The organism is Pantoea sp. F_5, assembly GCF_008631595.1.
Classification (GTDB): domain Bacteria; phylum Pseudomonadota; class Gammaproteobacteria; order Enterobacterales; family Enterobacteriaceae; genus Pantoea; species Pantoea gossypiicola.
This window is the reverse complement of sequence record NZ_VWUO01000011.1, coordinates 126,898-144,518: the sequence shown is the minus strand read 5'-3', so window position 1 is coordinate 144,518 and position 17,621 is coordinate 126,898. Positions and strand designations below refer to the sequence as shown.

At 58.0% G+C, this 17,621-nt stretch carries 17 protein-coding genes; 9 read left to right on the top strand and 8 right to left on the bottom strand.

The window, feature by feature from the left end:
* Positions 1–495 (top strand): 2-oxo-4-hydroxy-4-carboxy-5-ureidoimidazoline decarboxylase, encoded by a 495-nt coding sequence (gene uraD, locus F3I44_RS15960; protein ID WP_150012984.1) that lies wholly within the window; start codon positions 1–3, stop codon positions 493–495.
* Positions 492–827: a hydroxyisourate hydrolase gene (gene uraH, locus F3I44_RS15955; RefSeq protein WP_010671151.1), complete on the top strand. Its 336-nt coding sequence runs from the start codon at positions 492–494 to the stop codon at positions 825–827. Before uraD ends, uraH begins: the two co-directional genes overlap by 4 nt.
* 9 nt (positions 828–836) lie before the next feature.
* Here the strand turns inward: uraH and F3I44_RS15950 are convergent, their stop codons facing one another.
* Positions 837–1,604: an amidohydrolase gene (locus F3I44_RS15950; protein ID WP_150012986.1), complete on the bottom strand. Its 768-nt coding sequence runs from the start codon at positions 1,602–1,604 to the stop codon at positions 837–839.
* Positions 1,592–2,752 carry a pyridoxal phosphate-dependent aminotransferase gene (locus tag F3I44_RS15945; protein WP_150012988.1) on the bottom strand — a complete coding sequence of 387 codons (1,161 nt, stop codon included), beginning with the start codon at positions 2,750–2,752 and terminating at the stop codon, positions 1,592–1,594. The genes F3I44_RS15950 and F3I44_RS15945 overlap by 13 nt, the downstream gene beginning before the upstream one ends.
* Before the next feature lie 296 nt (positions 2,753–3,048).
* Between F3I44_RS15945 and F3I44_RS15940 the strand changes: the two genes are divergently transcribed.
* The 3 genes from F3I44_RS15940 to F3I44_RS15930 are packed head-to-tail and all read left to right on the top strand — an operon-like array spanning position 3,049 to position 4,887.
* Positions 3,049–3,663 (top strand): methylthioribulose 1-phosphate dehydratase, encoded by a 615-nt coding sequence (locus F3I44_RS15940; protein ID WP_150012990.1) that lies wholly within the window; start codon positions 3,049–3,051, stop codon positions 3,661–3,663.
* Positions 3,660–4,343, top strand: coding sequence for an acireductone synthase (gene mtnC, locus F3I44_RS15935; RefSeq protein WP_150012992.1), 684 nt, complete (start codon positions 3,660–3,662; stop codon positions 4,341–4,343). Before F3I44_RS15940 ends, mtnC begins: the two co-directional genes overlap by 4 nt.
* Before the next feature lies 1 nt (position 4,344).
* The gene (locus tag F3I44_RS15930) at positions 4,345–4,887 is read left to right on the top strand and encodes an acireductone dioxygenase (RefSeq protein WP_150012994.1); all 543 of its coding nucleotides are present in this window, start codon (positions 4,345–4,347) and stop codon (positions 4,885–4,887) included.
* Positions 4,888–4,941: 54 nt separating this feature from the next.
* Here the strand turns inward: F3I44_RS15930 and mtnA are convergent, their stop codons facing one another.
* The gene (gene mtnA / locus F3I44_RS15925) at positions 4,942–5,964 is read right to left on the bottom strand and encodes an S-methyl-5-thioribose-1-phosphate isomerase (RefSeq protein ID WP_150012996.1); all 1,023 of its coding nucleotides are present in this window, start codon (positions 5,962–5,964) and stop codon (positions 4,942–4,944) included.
* 121 nt (positions 5,965–6,085) lie between these two features.
* Here mtnA and mtnK point away from each other — a divergent pair, with 121 nt between their 5' ends.
* Positions 6,086–7,285 (top strand): S-methyl-5-thioribose kinase, encoded by a 1,200-nt coding sequence (gene mtnK, locus F3I44_RS15920; protein ID WP_150012998.1) that lies wholly within the window; start codon positions 6,086–6,088, stop codon positions 7,283–7,285.
* Positions 7,286–7,681: 396 nt separating this feature from the next.
* Here the strand turns inward: mtnK and fadE are convergent, their stop codons facing one another.
* Positions 7,682–10,132 (bottom strand): acyl-CoA dehydrogenase FadE, encoded by a 2,451-nt coding sequence (gene fadE / locus F3I44_RS15915; RefSeq protein WP_150013000.1) that lies wholly within the window; start codon positions 10,130–10,132, stop codon positions 7,682–7,684.
* Positions 10,133–10,385: 253 nt separating this feature from the next.
* Here fadE and lpcA point away from each other — a divergent pair, with 253 nt between their 5' ends.
* Together lpcA and F3I44_RS15905 are read left to right on the top strand one after the other, a co-directional pair.
* Positions 10,386–10,964: a D-sedoheptulose 7-phosphate isomerase gene (gene lpcA / locus F3I44_RS15910; protein ID WP_013356896.1), complete on the top strand. Its 579-nt coding sequence runs from the start codon at positions 10,386–10,388 to the stop codon at positions 10,962–10,964.
* Between the two features lie 51 nt (positions 10,965–11,015).
* Positions 11,016–11,783, top strand: a complete 768-nt coding sequence (locus F3I44_RS15905) for a class II glutamine amidotransferase (protein WP_013356897.1) — start codon at positions 11,016–11,018, stop codon at positions 11,781–11,783.
* On the opposite strand, the gene dpaA is transcribed toward F3I44_RS15905, so the two are convergent.
* Complete coding sequence (dpaA, locus tag F3I44_RS15900) at positions 11,754–12,500, bottom strand: peptidoglycan meso-diaminopimelic acid protein amidase (RefSeq protein WP_150013002.1); 747 nt, start codon at positions 12,498–12,500, stop codon at positions 11,754–11,756. The two genes, F3I44_RS15905 and dpaA, sit on opposite strands and share 30 nt — an antisense overlap.
* Positions 12,501–12,744: 244 nt before the next feature.
* On the opposite strand from dpaA, the gene dinB reads away from it, so the two are divergent.
* Positions 12,745–13,800, top strand: coding sequence for a DNA polymerase IV (gene dinB, locus F3I44_RS15895; RefSeq protein ID WP_150013004.1), 1,056 nt, complete (start codon positions 12,745–12,747; stop codon positions 13,798–13,800).
* 34 nt (positions 13,801–13,834) lie between these two features.
* On the opposite strand, the gene F3I44_RS15890 is transcribed toward dinB, so the two are convergent.
* Genes F3I44_RS15890 through F3I44_RS15880 form a run of 3 tightly spaced genes read right to left on the bottom strand, consistent with a single transcriptional unit; the run spans position 13,835 to position 17,431 of the window.
* Positions 13,835–14,902, bottom strand: coding sequence for a sugar ABC transporter substrate-binding protein (locus tag F3I44_RS15890; protein ID WP_150019482.1), 1,068 nt, complete (start codon positions 14,900–14,902; stop codon positions 13,835–13,837).
* Positions 14,903–14,927: 25 nt separating this feature from the next.
* Positions 14,928–15,929 carry an ABC transporter permease gene (locus F3I44_RS15885; RefSeq protein ID WP_150013008.1) on the bottom strand — a complete coding sequence of 334 codons (1,002 nt, stop codon included), beginning with the start codon at positions 15,927–15,929 and terminating at the stop codon, positions 14,928–14,930.
* Complete coding sequence (locus F3I44_RS15880) at positions 15,926–17,431, bottom strand: sugar ABC transporter ATP-binding protein (RefSeq protein WP_150013010.1); 1,506 nt, start codon at positions 17,429–17,431, stop codon at positions 15,926–15,928. The genes F3I44_RS15885 and F3I44_RS15880 overlap by 4 nt, the downstream gene beginning before the upstream one ends.
* Positions 17,432–17,621 lie beyond the last annotated feature (190 nt).

The window sequence follows — 17,621 nt, the reverse complement described above, 5'->3', positions numbered from 1 at the left end:
ATGGAATTAGCCACATTTAATCAGCTTACCGCTGACGAAGCGCAGGCGGCCATCCGGCACTGTGTGGCGATCCCGCCCTGGCAGCAGGCGCTGGTGGCGGCCCGGCCTTTTGCCAGCACCGAGGCGCTACTGGCCACTGCCGATGCGCTGGCGCGTCAGTGGCAGCAGTCTGAACTGGCGGCCGCACTGTCGGCGCATCCGCGCATCGGTGAACGCGCGAAGGGCGCGGATAAAGAGTCTGCGTTGTCGCGCGGCGAACAGTCCGCGATGCAGCAGGCCGATCACGCTCTGCAACAGGCGATGCAGCAGGGCAATCAGGCGTATGAAGCGCGTTTTGGCCGGGTGTTTCTGATACGCGCCAAAGGGCGCAGCGGCGAGCAGATGCTGGCAGAGTTGCAGCGTCGGTTGCAGAATGACGATAGTGCCGAGCAGCAGGAAGCGCTGGATCAGCTGCGTGAAATTACCCTGTTACGCCTTAAGGAGACGATGCAATGAGTACCGTGACCACCCATATTCTCGACACGGCGCTGGGTAAACCGGCCAGCGGTGTGGCAATTTCACTGGAGCAGAACAGCCCTGAAGGCTGGTTTCCGATTTCACAGGGTGAAACGGACAGTGACGGGCGTCTGAAAGATCTGACGCCGGAGCCGCTGACGCCGGGGCACTACCGCCTGACCGCTGAGATCGGCGACTATTTTGCTGCCGCCGGTCGGGATGCGCTCTACGTCAGCGCACAGATCGATTTTATGATTGCCGAGGCGGGCAGCCACTTCCATCTGCCGTTTCTGATTTCACCCTGGTCGTGGTCAACCTATCGCGGCAGTTGAGCCTGCCGTTTACAGCGAAAAGCGATCCGCATCCTGCCAGGCGGGGAAGCGTTCGCGGTAAGCGTGAAGCGCCTCCAGCGACAGTTCGGCATCCAGCCGGGCGCGCTGATGCGGCTCGGCCGCGCTGAGGATCTCGCCCTGCGGCGAAACAATCTGGCTGTCGCCGCTGTAGTGATGCTGATTGCCGTCACTGCCCACGCGGTTACAGCCTGCCACATAAGTCTGATTTTCAATCGCCCGCGCTAACAGCAGCGCCTGCCAGTGCAGCGCGCGCGGCGCTGGCCAGTTGGCGACATAGAGCGCCAGATCGTAATCGTTGCGGTTGCGCGAGAAAACCGGGAAGCGCAGGTCGTAACAGATTTGCGGCAGAATGCGCCAGCCGCGCCACTCAAAGACCTGACGCTGCTCACCAGGCAGATAGTGATGATGCTCATCTGCCATGCGGAACAGGTGACGCTTATCATACTGGTGCAGCGTGCCGTCCGGCTCGACCAGCAGGAAGCGGTTTACCGCACCGTGTTCTGTCTGGATCGCTGCGCTGCCGCCGACCAGGGCATCCAAACGACGGGCATGGTGATGCAGCCACTCAATCACCTGCGACTCTGGCAGCGAACTTTTCGCTGCTTCCATTGCAAAGCCAGTGGTAAACATCTCTGGCAGGACAATCAGATCGCGTCCGGTGAGTCCGGCCAGCTGCGCATCAAAATGGCGCAGATTGGCTTCGCCATCCATCCAGCTCAGCGTCTCCTGCAGTAGCGTGATTCTCAAAGCTGACATAAGCGCTCCGCGGCGGCATCTAATGTCGCCGGCTGTTTGGCAAAACAGAGGCGAATCAGTTTATAGGGGAAAGCATCGGCGCAGAACACCGACAGGGGAATCGCGGCGACGCCCACTTCGCGGGTCAGCCACTGGCAGAAACTGACATCATCCAGATCGGAGAGGGCGCTGTAATCGACCAGCAAAAAGTAGGTGCCTTCGCAGGGAAGCACCTTAAAGCGGCTGTTGCTCAGCGCCGTTGCCAGCCGATCGCGGCGATCGCGATAGAAGGCTGGCAGCTCAAGATAGTGTTCCGGATGCTCACGCAGCATATCGGCGATCGCCAGCTGCGCCGGAGTATTTACCGAGAAGGTCAGGTACTGATGCACTTTGCGCAGTTCAGCGCTGATCGCCGCCGGGGCAATGCAATAGCCCACTTTCCAGCCGGTCATGTGAAAGGTTTTGCCAAACGACGACACCGCAATGGCACGCTGGCGCAGTTCAGGATGGGCCAGCACGCTGGCGTGGCCCGCCTCATCGAAGCAGATGTGCTCATACACTTCGTCGCTCAGCACGTAGACCGGCCGCGCAGCAATTGCCTGCCACAGCGCGGCGAAATCCTGCTGCTGCCAGACGGTGGCCGAAGGATTGTGCGGCGTATTCAGGATCACCAGCCGGGTCTTGTCACTCAGCAGTTCAGCAAATGCCTGCCAGTCCACCCGGAAGGCAGGCGGCTGCAGTGTAATGCGTTTCATCACGCCGCCCGAGAGCGTGACCGCAGGGGCATAGCTGTCGTAGCTGGGATCAAAGCAGATCACCTCATCGCCCGGCCGCACCAGCGCGGTAATCGCCGCATAGAGCGCTTCGGTCGCGCCCGCCGTCACCGTAATTTCCGTTTCCACATCAGGACGATAGTCATAAAGCCGCGCGGTTTTCTCTGCAATTGCCTCACGCAACGGCAGCGCACCGGTCATCGGCGCATACTGGTTCGCGCCCTGGCTGACGTGATACGCCAGTCGCTGCTGCAGATAGTCCGGCCCGCTGAAATCGGGAAAGCCCTGGGAGAGATTGATGGCGTTGTGCTGCTGCGCCAGCGCACTCATCTGGCTGAAAATGGTGGTGCCGAGCAAAGGAAGTTTACTCTCGGGGATGAGGTTGTGCTGCGTCATGGTGTCAGGCCTTAAGCGCGAAGATTGATGCGGTGTCACCCGGTGTTTGTGCCACTATAAACAGGATGGTAGTATTTGGCAATCAAGACGCTTAGACGGCTAAATGCGTCATGCTCCACATCTCTTCTGCGTTGGCCGCGTTTGCTTACCCCGGTCACTTACTCATGTAAGCTCCCGGGGATGCGCGCTCTTGCCGCCTTGCTGAGATGCGGATCATTTCGCAGTTACATGCGTCATGCTCCGCGCGTTGGCTACGCGTACTTACCCGGAATCTCATTTCACCGCAAGGAACCTTTATGTCGCAGAGTCTTCCGTTAGATCAGCTGGTCGCCGCCTGTCACTGGATTGGGGCAAAAGGCTGGGCACCCGCCACCGGCGGGAACATGTCCGTGCGCCGCGATGAACATGTCTGCCTGCTGAGTGAATCGGGCAAAGATAAAGGCACGCTGACGCGGGATGACTTTATTGAGGTCGATATCGCCACCAGCCAGTCGCTCTCAGGCCGTAAGCCATCGGCAGAAACCGGACTCCACACGATGATCTATCGCCTCTTTCCGGAGGCGGGCGCGGTGCTGCACACCCACACGGTGAATTCCACCGTGCTGTCGCGGGTGGAGCAGGGCGCGGCGCTGCTGCTGCACGGCTATGAGATGCAAAAATCGTTGAGCGGCCAGCACACCCATCTCGATACGCTGGCGATCCCCGTGTTCGACAACAGCCAGGACATTGCGGCCCTGGCGTCAGAAATTGAAGATTACGCCGGCCGCTTTCCGCTGCATTACGGCTTTCTGCTGCGCGGCCACGGCTTAACCTGCTGGGGCCGGGATGTCAGCGAAGCCCGCCGTCATCTGGAAGGTCTGGAATTTTTATTCGAATGTGAACGTCAACGTCGCCTGCTGGAGAAAGCATGATTCGCGCCATTGTTACTGATATCGAAGGCACTACCAGCGATATTCGCTTTGTACATAACATCCTGTTTCCCTATGCCCGCCAGCACTTGCCGGACTTCGTGCGTGACAATGCGCAGCAGCCCGATGTGGCGGCGGCGCTGCAGTCGGTGCGTGAAGAGGCCGGTCAGCCGCAGGCCGATCTTGCCGGGGCGACAGATATTCTATTGGGCTTTATGGACCAGGATCGCAAATCCACCGGCCTGAAAGCGCTGCAGGGGATGATCTGGCGCGATGGCTACGTGAACGGCAGTTTTACCGGCCATCTCTATCCCGATGTCCTGCCTGCGCTGACCCGCTGGAAGGCGCAGGGCATTGAACTCTATGTATATTCCTCCGGCTCGGTTGCGGCGCAGAAATTGTTATTTGGCTACAGCGATGAAGGTGATATTACTGGCCTGTTCAGCGGCTATTTTGATACCCACGTTGGTGCCAAACGCGAAGTCGCGGCTTATCGCACTATCGCCGCTGAAATTGGCCAGCCAGCGGAACAGCTGCTGTTTCTTTCCGATATTCATCAGGAGCTGGATGCCGCCGCAGAAGCGGGCTGGCAGACGTTGCAATTACTGCGTGGCGAGGCGGACAGCGAGAGCCGCCATCGTCAGGTGACGGATTTTTTCCAGATTAACCCGGAGTCGATTTAGCATGAGCGCACTGACGATTTTTACCGACCGCGAAGCCAGCCAGCCGGTGTGGCACAGCACCGACGCAGAAGCGATTCGTGACCGCCTGAACGCCAGAGGTGTCCGTTTTGAGCGCTGGGAGGCCGATCGCGATTTGGGTGAAAACCCGGATCCGGAAACGGTGATCAACGCCTACCAGCATGCGATCGATCGCCTGGTGGCGGAGAAGGGCTATCAGAGCTGGGACGTAATCAGCATGCGTGCCGACAATCCGCAGAAAACCGTGCTGCGTGAGAAGTTTCTCAATGAGCATACGCACGGCGAAGATGAGGTGCGTTTCTTTGTCGAGGGTGCCGGGCTGTTCTGTCTGCATCTGGATGGCGAGATCCTGCAGATCCTGTGCGAAAAAAATGATCTGATCTCGGTGCCCGCGGGCACGCCGCACTGGTTTGATATGGGATCGTCACCGCACTTCACGGCGATCCGCATTTTCGATAATCAGGAAGGCTGGGTGGCGAATTTCACCGGCGACAAGATCGCGGATGCCTATCCGCGTCTGGCGTAATCGGTCAGCCAATGTGCGAGGCGTTTACCGCTATGGCAGACGCCTCGCAGACCGTTACTGCGGCTGGAAGATGCCGTTCTGTACCTGGTCAGGCATGACCACGCCGGTGTCCAGAACCCAGCCGCTAATCAGGGCGGCGGGCGTGACATCGAACGCCGGGTTATAAACCTTCGCCGCTTCGGGTGCCCACTGCACGTTGCCAAAACTGCCGGCCACGCCCGTCACTTCGCTGGCGGCGCGCTGCTCAATGGGAATCGCTGCGCCGTCAGGACAGCTGCGATCCAGCGTGGTATGCGGGGCGGCCACGTAAAACGGAAGCTGATGATAATGGGCCAGCACCGCCAGGCTGTAGGTGCCAATCTTATTGGCAACATCGCCGTTGGCGGCAATGCGGTCAGCGCCGACCCACACCGCATCCACCTCGCCACGGGCCATCAGGCTGGCGGCCATGGAATCGGTGATCAGCGTGTAAGGAACCGCCAGTTCGCCCAGCTCCCAGGCGGTTAACCGGCCACCCTGTAACAGCGGGCGGGTTTCATCCACCCAGACATTTTTAACCAGCCCCTGCTGATGGGCGCGGGCAATAACACCCAGCGCGGTGCCGACGCCAGCGGTGGCCAGCCCGCCGGTATTGCAGTGGGTCAGCAACTGACTGTTGGCTTTCACCAGCGTGCAGCCTGCGTCAGCAATGGCATCACACAGTTGCTTATCCTCCTGCACCAGCCGCCAGGCTTCTTCAACCAGCGCGGGGGCAAAGCCTGGCTGTGCCAGCGCCACTTTCATCCGATCCAGGTTGTTCATCAGATTGACCGCAGTAGGACGGGCGGCACGCAGGGTCTCCAGCGCCTGCGCCAGTTCAGCGCGCGTCAGTCCCTGTTCAGCCAGCAGCGCCAGCAGCAGTGAGGCGGAGAGACCGATCAGCGGCGCACCGCGCACCCGCAGCGCGTGGATATGTTCAATCAGCTGAGGCACGCTGTGTGCGGGCAGCCAGTTCTTCTGCTGCGGCAGCGCCTGCTGATCCAGAATCCAGAGCTGATTGTCACGAACCTGTAAACTGGTGGTTTGAAGTGTCTGCATTGTGGGTGAAATCCATGTTGCGTTAATGATGCGTATTGTGCCAACATGCTGAACGGATGTATAGACGTCTGAACGGCTTATTACACCTGAGTGACCCCCTTCGAATGATGAGGAACAGGCAATGTCGCAATACCGTACCTTTACTGCTGCTGATGCTGTGGACTATGCCCGACAATTTGGCGGCGTGGACAATCCTGCCGCGCTCTGCAGCGCAGAAGAGATTGGTGATGGCAACCTTAACCTGGTGTTTAAGATTTATGACGATCAGGGCAACAGTCGCGTTATTGTCAAGCAGGCACTGCCCTATGTGCGTTGCGTGGGGGAGTCCTGGCCGCTGACACTGGATCGGGCTCGGCTGGAAGCGCAGACCCTGGTCGAGCACTACAAATATTGTCCGCAGCATACGGTGAAGATCACCCATTATGATGCGGAGCTGGCGGTGATGGTGATGGAAGATCTCTCCAGCCATCGCATCTGGCGCGGCGAGCTGGTGAAAGGTGTGTATTACCCGCAAGCGGCGCAGCAGTTAGGCGACTACCTCGCACAGACCCTGTTTCATACCTCCGATTTCGTTCTGCATCCGCATCAGAAAAAAGCGGAAGTGGCGCGTTTCATTAATCCGGAAATGTGTGAAATCACCGAAGATCTTTTCTTCAACGATCCCTACACCGATCATGAGCGTAACAGCTACCCTGATGCGCTTGAACCGCTGGTCGCCAGCCTGCGCGATGATGATGCGCTGCGCATTGCCGTCGGCGGGCTGAAGCATCGCTTTTTTGCGCATGCCGAAGCGCTGCTGCATGGCGATATTCATAGCGGCTCGATTTTCGTGGCTGACGGCAGCCTGAAGGCAATTGATGCGGAGTTCGGTTACTTTGGCCCGATTGGTTTTGATGTCGGAACGGCGATTGGCAACCTGCTGATTAACTACTGCGCGCTGCCGGGGCTGCTGCCTCCGCGTGAGGCGGCCGATGCACGCGAGCAGCGCCTTAGCGATGTTCACTCTCTCTGGACGACCTTTGCGTCAGGCTTCCTGGCGCTGGCAGCTGAGAAAACCCGCGATGAGGCGCTGGCTTATCCAGGCTATTCGCAAGCGTTTGTGCGTAAAGTGTGGGCCGATACTATCGGTTACTGCGGCACGGAACTGATTCGCCGCACGGTGGGGATGTCTCACGTGGCGGATATGAAGCAGATTGCCGATCCGGCGATGCGTACCGACTGTATTCGTAATGCGATTAACCTGGGACGCACGCTGATTCTGGCCGCCGATCACGTAGAAGATGTGGATGCGCTGATTGCCCGCATCCGTCAGGCAGGATAAAAAAAGGCCGACGTGATGTCGGCTTTCAGGTAAATCAAAGGCTGGCTGTAAGAGTGTGCCCGCGCCGGAAATAGGGTCAGATCGGAAAGTCGCTAAAGCCATCCCTGGCTCGCTTGGCCCGCGCAATTACGCACCTCATCCCTGAGGTGCGCCCGTAAACGGGCCAACGCTTTGCGTTGTTCAAAAACGCTCCCGGCGTTTTTGTCCGTGGCGCGGGACGCTTTCCTCTTCTGACCCTGTTCCCTGCGCCTTAAGCTAATCTGTTGCGGTCAGATTCACCTGGATTTGTCATGGTCAGCTCTCTTTGGCCAACGAGGCGTCGACCTCTGAAAACAGTGCTGACTCCCATCGCTTTAAATTCGGTACCCGATGCCGACATCACATCGGCACTGAATCCTACGCCGCCTCACTCGCCCGTGATGCAGGCTGAGGCGCTTTCTCCGGCACCGGCACCGCCAGTGCTTCCGGCTCAAACTCATCAACGTTAATCGACCGCAGACGACTGGCTTCAGCACGCTGCAACACTTCAGCCTCTTTAGCATCAATCCAGCCCTGCTCCAGCGCGCGCTTCGCCAGCGCATCCAGCCGGGTAAAAGAGAGGTGCTGTTTTGTCTGTTTGCACAACCTGTCATGGATCACTTCTGCCGCCATGACATCCTGTAACGCCTGTTCCAGCTGACCGGCAGGGTTGTGTTTACTCGGTGTCAGGTACATGCCACGGCCCAGACGGCTGCGGGTGGCTGACGGCTGTTGCAGCATTTTGGCCAGCTGATGATCCAGGCGATCAGATGGCGCAGGGCAGTGATGACCGCCTGCAAAAATGGTCATTCGCAATGCGCCCGCCACCAGACGGTTCGGGAAGTTGCGCAGCAGATCGTCCATAGCCACTTCCGCCTGATGCAGCGCATCCTGTACGCCCCAGTGGACCAGCGACAGATCGGCTTCGTTGCGGCCTTCATCGTCATAGCGTTTCAGCGTCGCGGAGGCGAGATAGAGCTGGCTCAGCACATCGCCCAGACGCGCCGAAATACGTTCGCGACGTTTCAGGCTGCCGCCCAGCACCGCCATTGACACATCAGAGAGCAACGCCAGGTTGGCACTGATGCGGTTCAGGTGCTGGTAATAACGGCGGGTGCCATCGCGGGTCGGACTGGCGCTGGTGCGCCCGGCGGTTAAGCCCAGCCACAGACTGCGCATAGTGCTGCTGCCCACATAACCGATATGGCTGAACAGCGCCCCATCAAACGCATTAACATCATTGCTGGCCGCTGCCGCCATCTCCTGCAGCACATAAGGATGGCAGCGAATCGCGCCCTGTCCGAAGATAATCATGCTGCGGGTCAGAATGTTCGCACCTTCTACCGTGATAGCGATCGGTGCGCCCTGATAGGCACGGGCCAGGAAGTTGCAGTTGCCGAGCATGATGCCTTTACCGCCCGCAATATCCATGGCGTCGATAATGGCGCGCTGGCCACGATGGGTGCAGTGATATTTCACAATTGCCGACAGCACCGCGGGTTTTTCACCCTGCATAATCCCGGCCGTAATCAGCGTAGCCGCCGCATCCATCACATAAGCGTTACCGGCAATGCGCGCCAGCGGCTCTTCAATCCCTTCCATCTTACCGATTGAGACCCGGAACTGACGGCGGATATGGGCATATGCGCCTGTCGCCAGCGCTACCGTTTTCAGGCTGCCGGTTGAGTTCGATGGCAGCGTAATGCCGCGTCCCACTGACAGACACTCCACCAGCATCCGCCAGCCCTGACCGGCCATTTCCGGGCCGCCGATAATATAGTCAATCGGCACAAAGATGTTGTTGCCACGCGTCGGCCCGTTCTGGAACGGCACGTTAAGCGGGAAGTGGCGATGGCCAATTTCCACGCCGGGCGTATTCGTTGGGATTAATGCACAGGTAATGCCAGGATTCTCATTGTCGCTGAGCAGATGATCCGGGTCGGAGAGCTTAAAGGCCAGGCCCAGTACGGTGGCGATCGGTGCCAGCGTAATGTAGCGCTTGTTCCAGGTCAGCCGCATGCCCAGCACCTGCTGACCCTTCCATTCGCCCATGCAGACGACACCGGTATCGGGGATCGCACCGGCATCTGAACCCGCTTCCGGGCTGGTCAGCGCAAAGCAGGGGATCTCATCGCCGCGTGCCAGCCGCGGTAAATAGTGATTTTTCTGCTCTTCGGTGCCGTAGTGCTGCAGCAGTTCGCCCGGACCCAGTGAGTTAGGTACACCCACGGTAATCGCCAGAATCCCGGAGACGCCCGACAGTTTTTGCAATACGCAGGCCTGTGCATAAGCGGAGAAATCGAGGCCGCCATACTCCTTCTTAATGATCATCGCGAAGAAACGATGCTCTTTCAGATAAGCCCAGAGTTCCGGCGGCATATCGGCCAGCTCATGGGTGATCTGGAAATCGTTAGCCATGCGGCACGCTTCTTCGACCGGGCCATCCAGAAAAGCCTGCTCTTCGGCGGTCAGGCGCGGCTGCGGATAGTTGTGCAGCTTCTGCCAGTCCGGTTTGCCCTGGAACAGATCGCCTTCCCACCAGGTGGTGCCCGCCTCGATCGCTTCTTTCTCGGTGCGCGACATCGGCGGCATCACCTTCTGGAAGCGCTGAAAGATCGGCGCTGAAAACAGGCTGCGACGTAATGATGGCAGGTTAAACGGCAGCAGGACGATCGCCAGCGGCAGCAGCAGCCACGGCGTCCAGAGATGAGCAACAGCCATCGCCGCAGTCCACAGCAACAGGATGGTGCTGCTGAGCCGTAACGACAGGCGGTGATAGAACAGAGCGCCAATCAGCGCCAGCGTGGCAAATATTGAAACAATTATCATGATAAACCGCTCCAGGAAGTAAGAGGTCTGACCTGTTGTGTAGAGAGGTTTAGAGTAGTTGGAGGGATTTATCAATTTGTTTACATCGCAATTACAACATGCCTCACAAAAACCGTTTTTAGCCCATTTTTGCATCAACTGTGGCAATGATAATCGACGTCTCTGCCCGACCGGACATGGGATGACGCTTTGCGCTGACCGGCCATTCCGTTAAACTTGCTGCGATTAACCTCTCCTAAAAAAGGACATCCCTATGTACCAGGACATCATCCGCTCTGAGCTTAATGAAGCTGCTGATACGCTGACTAAATTCCTCAGCGATGACGCCAATATTCATGCGATCCAACGTGCTGCGGTGCTGCTGGCTGACAGCTTTAAGGCGGGCGGCAAGGTGCTTTCCTGCGGTAACGGCGGTTCACATTGTGATGCGATGCACTTCGCCGAAGAGCTGACCGGTCGCTACCGTGAAAATCGTCCTGGCTATCCGGCGATTGCCATCTCAGATGTCAGCCATCTCTCCTGCGTCAGTAATGACTTTGGTTATGACTATGTCTTTTCGCGCTATGTGGAAGCGGTAGGGCGACCAGGCGATGTGTTGCTGGGCCTCTCAACCTCCGGCAACTCTGCCAATATTATTAAAGCGATTGAAGCTGCGCGTGCGCAGGGGATGAAAGTGATCACCCTGACCGGTAAAGATGGCGGTAAGATGGCAGGCAGTGCCGATATTGAGATCCGCGTGCCACACTTCGGTTATGCCGATCGCATTCAGGAGATCCACATAAAAGTGATCCACATCCTGATGCTGCTGATCGAAAAAGAGATGGTGAAGTAAGTGTGCGGGCCTCCTGACAGACGGGAGGCCGCTTAATCAGAGGTGGTGGCTATGTGCGAATTGCTCGGGATGAGCGCCAATGTTCCCACGGATATCTGTTTCAGCTTTACCGGACTGGTTCAGCGTGGCGGTGGAACCGGGCCTCACAAAGATGGCTGGGGCATTACCTTTTACGAAGATAAAGGTTGTCGTACGTTTAAAGATCCGCTGCCGAGCTTTAACTCGCCGATTGCGCGTCTGGTGCAGGAGTATCCGATTAAATCGCATTCGGTGGTGGCGCATATCCGCCAGGCGAATCGGGGTCAGGTGTCGCTGGAAAACACCCATCCATTTACCCGCGAGCTGTGGGGGCGAAACTGGACCTATGCGCACAACGGTCAGCTTAAGGGTTATCGTCAGCTGGAGACGGGTACATTCCGGCCTGTGGGCGAAACGGACAGCGAGAAGGCGTTCTGCTGGATCCTGCATCAGCTGGCGACGCGCTATCCACGCACGCCGGGCAACTGGCCGGCGGTGTTCCGCTTCATTGGCGAGCTGGCCGGTTCGTTACGGCAGAAGGGCGTATTTAACATGCTGCTGTCAGATGGTCGGTATCTGATGGCTTTCTGCTCCACCAACCTGTTCTGGATCACCCGCCGGGCACCGTTTGGCCGGGCGCAGTTACTGGATCAGGATGTGGAAGTTGATTTCCAGCAGCACACCACGCCGCATGACGTGGTGACGGTGATTGCTACGCAGCCACTGACGGCCAATGAAACCTGGCAGCGGATTGCGCCAGGTGAATGGGCATTATTCTGCCTTGGAGAGCGCCAGGAATGAACGGGAAGCGGCTTCGGGACTGGCTAAAACCGGTGCCGGGCTGCTGTTCATCACATATTTCCCGCTGGCGACATTGACCATCGGCGGCTGGTGATACTTCGCAAAATAAGCGTATCCCGGCTGCAGCTGCTGCCAGAAGCTGGCATAGGTGGAGTAGCGGTGACGCTGCATGTTGCTGTCGGTCATGCGGAACGGATAGATGCTGATGCTGACATCCTGCTGGCCATTACGCAGCGCCGCGTTCACATAAGTAAAAATCTCATCCATATAGGCGTTCGTCATGGCGTAGCAGCCAATTGACTTACAGTCGCCATGAATCATCAGGTAGTTGCCGCTATATCCCTGATTACGATCGTACTGATTCGGGAAGCCAATGTTAATCGCGCGATAAAAGCGGCTATCCGGCTTCAGCTGATTCAGCTTCACGTTGTAAAAACCTTCCGGGCTTTTGAAATCGCCTTCACGCCGTTTCGGGCCGAGGCCGCCAGAAAAGTTACAGATGCGATAGGTATCCAGCAGGCGGAATTCGTTACCGATTTTGCCGTAGAGTTCGAGTGTGCGTTCTTCCTTGAAGATCTGGATATAGACCGGGGTACCGAGTAACTGTTTCTTTAATTCTTTGCTGACCGGTGCCGCTGACTGAACGGGTTCGGGTGTCATTGCCATGCTGAGGGCTGGCAGTAAAATCATCGCAAACAGGAGTGCGATTTTGCCCATGCTGTGTATACCTTGAGGTGAAGAGAACATGACGCAAATAGTGCGTCTTTGTTTGCATTATCGGAACTGTCCGCTACCGCAGCGAAACATTAAACATTGTCTGTTTTTTTAGCAAGACACCGACAGCCAGATTCGCGATTTACTGAAAGATATTCGGCCACAAATTTGTAAACTTTAATTGTGGGCACGACAAATATTGCAGTTACTCCTGCCAACTGTATACTTATCCAGTGCCGGAGGGGGTATGCGTAAAATCATTCATGTCGATATGGACTGCTTCTATGCCGCGGTGGAGATGCGTGATAATCCCCAGCTGCGCGATATCCCGATCGCCATTGGTGGCAGCCGTGAACGTCGTGGCGTGATCAGCACCGCCAACTATCCGGCCCGCAAATTTGGCGTGCGCAGTGCGATGCCAACCGGCATGGCTCTCAAGTTATGCCCGCATCTGCGCCTGCTGCCAGGCCGTTTTGACGCCTACAAAGAAGCCTCCGCGCAGATTCGCGACATCTTTACCCGCTACACCCCGCTGATTGAACCGCTCTCCCTCGATGAAGCCTATCTGGATGTCACCGACAGCCCGCACTGTCACGGCTCCGCCACGCTGATGGCACAGGAAATCCGTGCGACCATCTTCCGTGAAACCAGACTGACCGCGTCAGCGGGTATCGCGCCGATTAAATTCCTGGCGAAGATTGCCTCGGACCTGAATAAGCCGGACGGACAGTATGTAATTACCCCGCCGGAGATGGCCGGTTTTCTGCTGTCCCTGCCGCTGGCGAAAATTCCAGGCGTCGGCAAGGTGTCGGCCAAAAAGCTGGAGGAGATGGGGCTGGTCACCTGTGGCGACGTGCAGAAGGCCGATTTAGCGCTGCTGCTGAAGCGCTTTGGTAAGTTTGGCCGGGTGCTGTGGGAGCGCAGCCACGGCATTGATGACCGTGAGGTGATCGTGGAGCGCGAGCGTAAATCGCTGGGGGTGGAGCGCACGCTGGCGGAAGATATCAGCGACTGGGACGCCTGTCTGGAGATTATCGACTTTCTCTATGCTGAACTGGATCGCCGGTTGACGCAGATTCGACCTGACAAACAGGTGGCGCGGCAGGGCGTGAAACTGAAGTTCAGTGATTTTCAGCAGACGACCCAGGAGCATATCTGGCCGGTGCTGAATAAAGAGGACATGATTGCCATCGCCCGGAAAACCTGGGATGAGCGTCGCGCCGGGCGTGGTGTGCGGCTGGTGGGACTGCACGTGACGATGGTGGATCCCCAGCTGGAACGTCAGCTCCTGCTGGGTTTATAAGTCAGCCTCACCCTCCGGCAGGGCTGACGCCAGATTACTTCTTATATTTCGCGGCCAGGTTCGCAAACCACGGTGCGACGAAATCCTCATTGCTGCCCCAGCCCGGAATGATTTTGTTCAGCGAGGCGACGTTCACCGCGCCAGGCTGGCTGTTAAGCTGCTGCTGAGAGATTGACGCCGCTTTAAACTGATACGTCGCTGGTGTCTCTTCACCGGCAATCTTCTTCGCCACCAGACGCATATTCACCGCGCCGATGGTTTTAGGATCGACCGCGACCGTCTGCACCCACGGGCTGTTTTTCTCGCGCATCAGCTGCAAATCCTGGTTCGAGACGTCAATGCTATAGAGCTTGATCTCGGTTCGGCCATTCTCCTGCAGCGCTTTGTAAGCGCCCTGGCTGAACGCATCCCAGGCTCCCCAGATGGCGTCGATTTTGCCTTTCGGGTATTTCGCCAGAATCGCACCAATCTTGTTGGCGGTATCGCCCTGAACATCCGTCGACACAGCGCCAATCGACTCCAGCTGATGAATGCCCGGATTCTCTTTGAGCAGTTTTTCATACACCACCTGACGGCGCTCCATCGGCGGGAAACCGGCGACCCACAGCTTGACGATGTTCGCTTTGCCATTGAAATCGTGGATTAGCTGACCCAGCGACAGCTGTGCCAGTGAAGCGTCATCCTGCGCGGTGACAGTGACGCCCGGAATCGGGTTATCCACCGGCGTATCAAATACCGACAGTTTGATACCTGCATCGGCAATGCGCTTCACCAGTCCGCTTGCGTAGGGCGCTTTACCGTGCGACAGCACGATGCCGTCATATTTCTGGCTGATCGCCTGATTCACAAAATCCTGAAAGCGCGCATCGTCGCCGTTGCTGAGAAAGGTGCTGACCTTAAAGCCCAGCTGGCGACCCTGCTGAATGGCACCGGCAACAAACTGGGTGGTGTTGTCATCGGAGCCGAGGTTACGGATCACCGCAATGCGAATCGGGCCATTATGGCTGGCGATTGCCGCAGGCACCGGGGTAACGGTGTCCGCGAAGGCGGCGCTGGCGTTCAGCAGGCTCAGAGCCAGCAGCGAGAGTGTTATTTTTTGCATTGTTATCAACTCCGGAAAACGCGCCTCAGCGGCGCTGGATATAGGTGATCGCCAGTGCTAACGCCAGCACCAGCCCTTTAATAATGTCCATGGCGTAGTAGGGCACAGAGAGCATGACCAGGCCGTTCTGCAGCACACCGAGGATGACCGCGCCGACCAGCGTGCCCAGCGCGTTGGGCTTGCCGGAGCCGGCCAGCGAGAAGCCAATCCACGCCGCCGCGACCGCATCCATCAGATAGCCGCTACCGGCGTTGACCTGCGATGAACCGATACGCGAGGCGAGCAGGATGCCGCCCAGACCGGCGAGCAGTGAGGCGATCACATAAGCCAGTACCCGGTAGCGGGTGGTACGGATGCCGGAGAGGCGCGCCGCTTCCGGATTACCGCCCAGCGCATACATTCGGCGACCATGTTTGGTCAGGGACAGCGCCAGCTGTGCGGCGACGGTCACCACCAGCATGACGATCACAATGGTCGGTACCTGACCCAGCAGGCCAAATGCGGCCGGAATGGTCCCTTCCGCCATATCACCGCTCGGCAGCACCATATTCTCGGTGATCGACCCGCCAAAGCTGTAGGTCATCGCCACACCCTGAATCACGAAGAGTGTCGCCAGCGTCGCCAGCATGTCGGGGATGCGCAGGATCACAATCAGGAAGGCGTTGAACAGCCCGACCAGCGTGCAGAGCGCCAGGGTGATCAGGATGGCAGTGGTCGTGCCAAAGCCATACCAGACAAACAGCGAAATCACTAACGCATTGGCAAGCGAGGCGGTCGAGCCGACCGACAGATCAAAGCCGCCCACCGTCAGGGAGATGGACACGCCGATCGCAATCACCGTCACAATCGCGATCGAACGCAGAATGTTGATGATGTTATTGGGTTCAAGGAAGCTGTCGGAAGCCAGCCCAAAGGCGGCGATCAGGATCACCACCGTAAGCAGCATGCCCCATTTATAGAGAAAGTCGAACAACTGGTGACGCCATGGCGCGGCCGTCAGGTTCAGGCTGGTTTCTTTGCTGCTCACGCAGGGGTTCCTCCGGTGGAATAGAGCAAAAGCGTCTCTTCAGTGACGTCGCATGCGGCCAGTTCGGCCACAATACGTCCATCCCAGAGCACGCAAATCCGGTCGCATAAGCCGACCAGTTCAGAAAATTCCCCCGACGCGTAGATGATGCCTTTCCCTTCGCGCGCCAGGTTGTCGATCAGGGTGAACAGCTCGGTTTTAGCTTTGATATCGACGCCTTTGGTCGGCTCATCGAAAATCAGCACGTCAGCGTTGTTGCGCAGCCATTTGCCAATGGCCACCTTCTGCTGGTTACCGCCAGAGAGACGCCGCAGTGTCTGTGCCGGGCCAGTGGTGCGCACCTGCAACTGTCGGATAACCTGCTCAGCCCAGCGCCACGCCTGACGATGCCCGAACAGGCTCCAGCGCGAAAAGCTGTCGTCCGCGCTGACGCTGAGGTTCATCGCGACCGACTCATCAATAAAGATCCCCTCTTTGCGCCGCTCTTCCGGCACCAGCGCCATGCGGCGACTGACGGAGTCATGCGGCGAGCGGGGCTGCCACGGCTGACCATGCAGTTCCCCGCGACTGACGCGGCTTTTGCTGGCACCAAACAGTGCTTTGCAGAGTTCGGTCTTGCCCGCACCGGCCAGACCGGCGATGCCCAGAATTTCGCCTTTGTGCAGCCTTAGCGAGATATCCTGCAGCCGCTGCGCATCGTGAAGGCCTTCTACCGCCAGCAGCAGCGGCTGCGCCTGTTTTTCGCGGCGAGGTGGGAAGATATCGGTCAACTGATGACCCAGCATCTTCTCGACGATCTGCTCACCGCTCAGCGCTGCCATCGGGCCGGTTTCAATCAGGCGGCCATCACGTAGTACCGTCAGCTGGTCGCAGATGGCTTTCAGTTCATGAATGCGGTGAGAGATAAACACTATGCCGATCCCACTGGCCTGCAGACGACTGACCACAGCAAACAGCCGCTCGCTTTCGTGCTGATCCAGCGGGGCGGTGGGTTCATCCAGAATCAGGAAGCGGCAGTGATGCGACAGTGCCCGCGCCAGCAGGATTTGCTGTTTCTCCGCCAGGGTGCAGCGCTCCACCAGTCGGTTGACGTCCAGTGCCACGTCGAGCTGCGTCAGCAGCGCCCGCGCCTGACGGCGAATCTCGCTCCAGCGATAGCGGTGACCGGGTTCTGCCAGCCTATCCAGCAGAATGTTTTCCGCCACGCTGAGTTGCGGCACCAGGGCCACATCCACTTCCTGCTGAACCAGATGGATACCCAGCTGTTTTGCATCACGCGGCGTGCGGATGGAGACCGGCTCACCATCCAGCAGGATCTCGCCACTGTAGTGGCTGTGCGCGCCGGACAGGATCGCCATCAACGTTGACTTCCCAGCGCCGTTCGCGCCGGTCAGCGCATGGACCGAATGGCCGTCACTGCGGAAATCCACCGACGATAGCGCGGCAAACCCGCCAAAAGCGATGGAGATGTTACGCATCTCAAGGCGGTTTAACCCTGGCATGTCATTACTCTCCTGAAGAAACAGTGGCCGCATTTTTTCCTGAACCTTCAGGCGCGGCAACAGCCGAAAGCGCATAAGCTAGCACAAAATCTTATTAGCCATCCAGACATCTGGACATAATGGCGGCTGTGACCAGCGAAGCGCGGTAACGTGGCGGAATTGCGGGGTAAAGCGCGGAAAAGGCAGCGGA

What these genes read in the sequence shown, in the direction of transcription:
- F3I44_RS15905 (WP_013356897.1), top strand. Translation starts at nt 11,016, where the DNA reads ATGTGCGAATTGCTCGGGATGAGCGCCAATGTTCCCACGGATATCTGT.
- F3I44_RS15890 (WP_150019482.1), bottom strand. Translation starts at nt 14,902, where the DNA reads ATGCAAAAAATAACACTCTCGCTGCTGGCTCTGAGCCTGCTGAACGCC.
- lpcA (WP_013356896.1), top strand. Translation starts at nt 10,386, where the DNA reads ATGTACCAGGACATCATCCGCTCTGAGCTTAATGAAGCTGCTGATACG.
- fadE (WP_150013000.1), bottom strand. Translation starts at nt 10,132, where the DNA reads ATGATAATTGTTTCAATATTTGCCACGCTGGCGCTGATTGGCGCTCTG.
- dinB (WP_150013004.1), top strand. Translation starts at nt 12,745, where the DNA reads ATGCGTAAAATCATTCATGTCGATATGGACTGCTTCTATGCCGCGGTG.
- F3I44_RS15880 (WP_150013010.1), bottom strand. Translation starts at nt 17,431, where the DNA reads ATGCCAGGGTTAAACCGCCTTGAGATGCGTAACATCTCCATCGCTTTT.
- mtnK (WP_150012998.1), top strand. Translation starts at nt 6,086, where the DNA reads ATGTCGCAATACCGTACCTTTACTGCTGCTGATGCTGTGGACTATGCC.
- mtnA (WP_150012996.1), bottom strand. Translation starts at nt 5,964, where the DNA reads ATGCAGACACTTCAAACCACCAGTTTACAGGTTCGTGACAATCAGCTC.
- uraH (WP_010671151.1), top strand. Translation starts at nt 492, where the DNA reads ATGAGTACCGTGACCACCCATATTCTCGACACGGCGCTGGGTAAACCG.
- F3I44_RS15950 (WP_150012986.1), bottom strand. Translation starts at nt 1,604, where the DNA reads ATGTCAGCTTTGAGAATCACGCTACTGCAGGAGACGCTGAGCTGGATG.
- F3I44_RS15940 (WP_150012990.1), top strand. Translation starts at nt 3,049, where the DNA reads ATGTCGCAGAGTCTTCCGTTAGATCAGCTGGTCGCCGCCTGTCACTGG.
- F3I44_RS15930 (WP_150012994.1), top strand. Translation starts at nt 4,345, where the DNA reads ATGAGCGCACTGACGATTTTTACCGACCGCGAAGCCAGCCAGCCGGTG.
- dpaA (WP_150013002.1), bottom strand. Translation starts at nt 12,500, where the DNA reads ATGGGCAAAATCGCACTCCTGTTTGCGATGATTTTACTGCCAGCCCTC.
- uraD (WP_150012984.1), top strand. Translation starts at nt 1, where the DNA reads ATGGAATTAGCCACATTTAATCAGCTTACCGCTGACGAAGCGCAGGCG.
- mtnC (WP_150012992.1), top strand. Translation starts at nt 3,660, where the DNA reads ATGATTCGCGCCATTGTTACTGATATCGAAGGCACTACCAGCGATATT.
- F3I44_RS15945 (WP_150012988.1), bottom strand. Translation starts at nt 2,752, where the DNA reads ATGACGCAGCACAACCTCATCCCCGAGAGTAAACTTCCTTTGCTCGGC.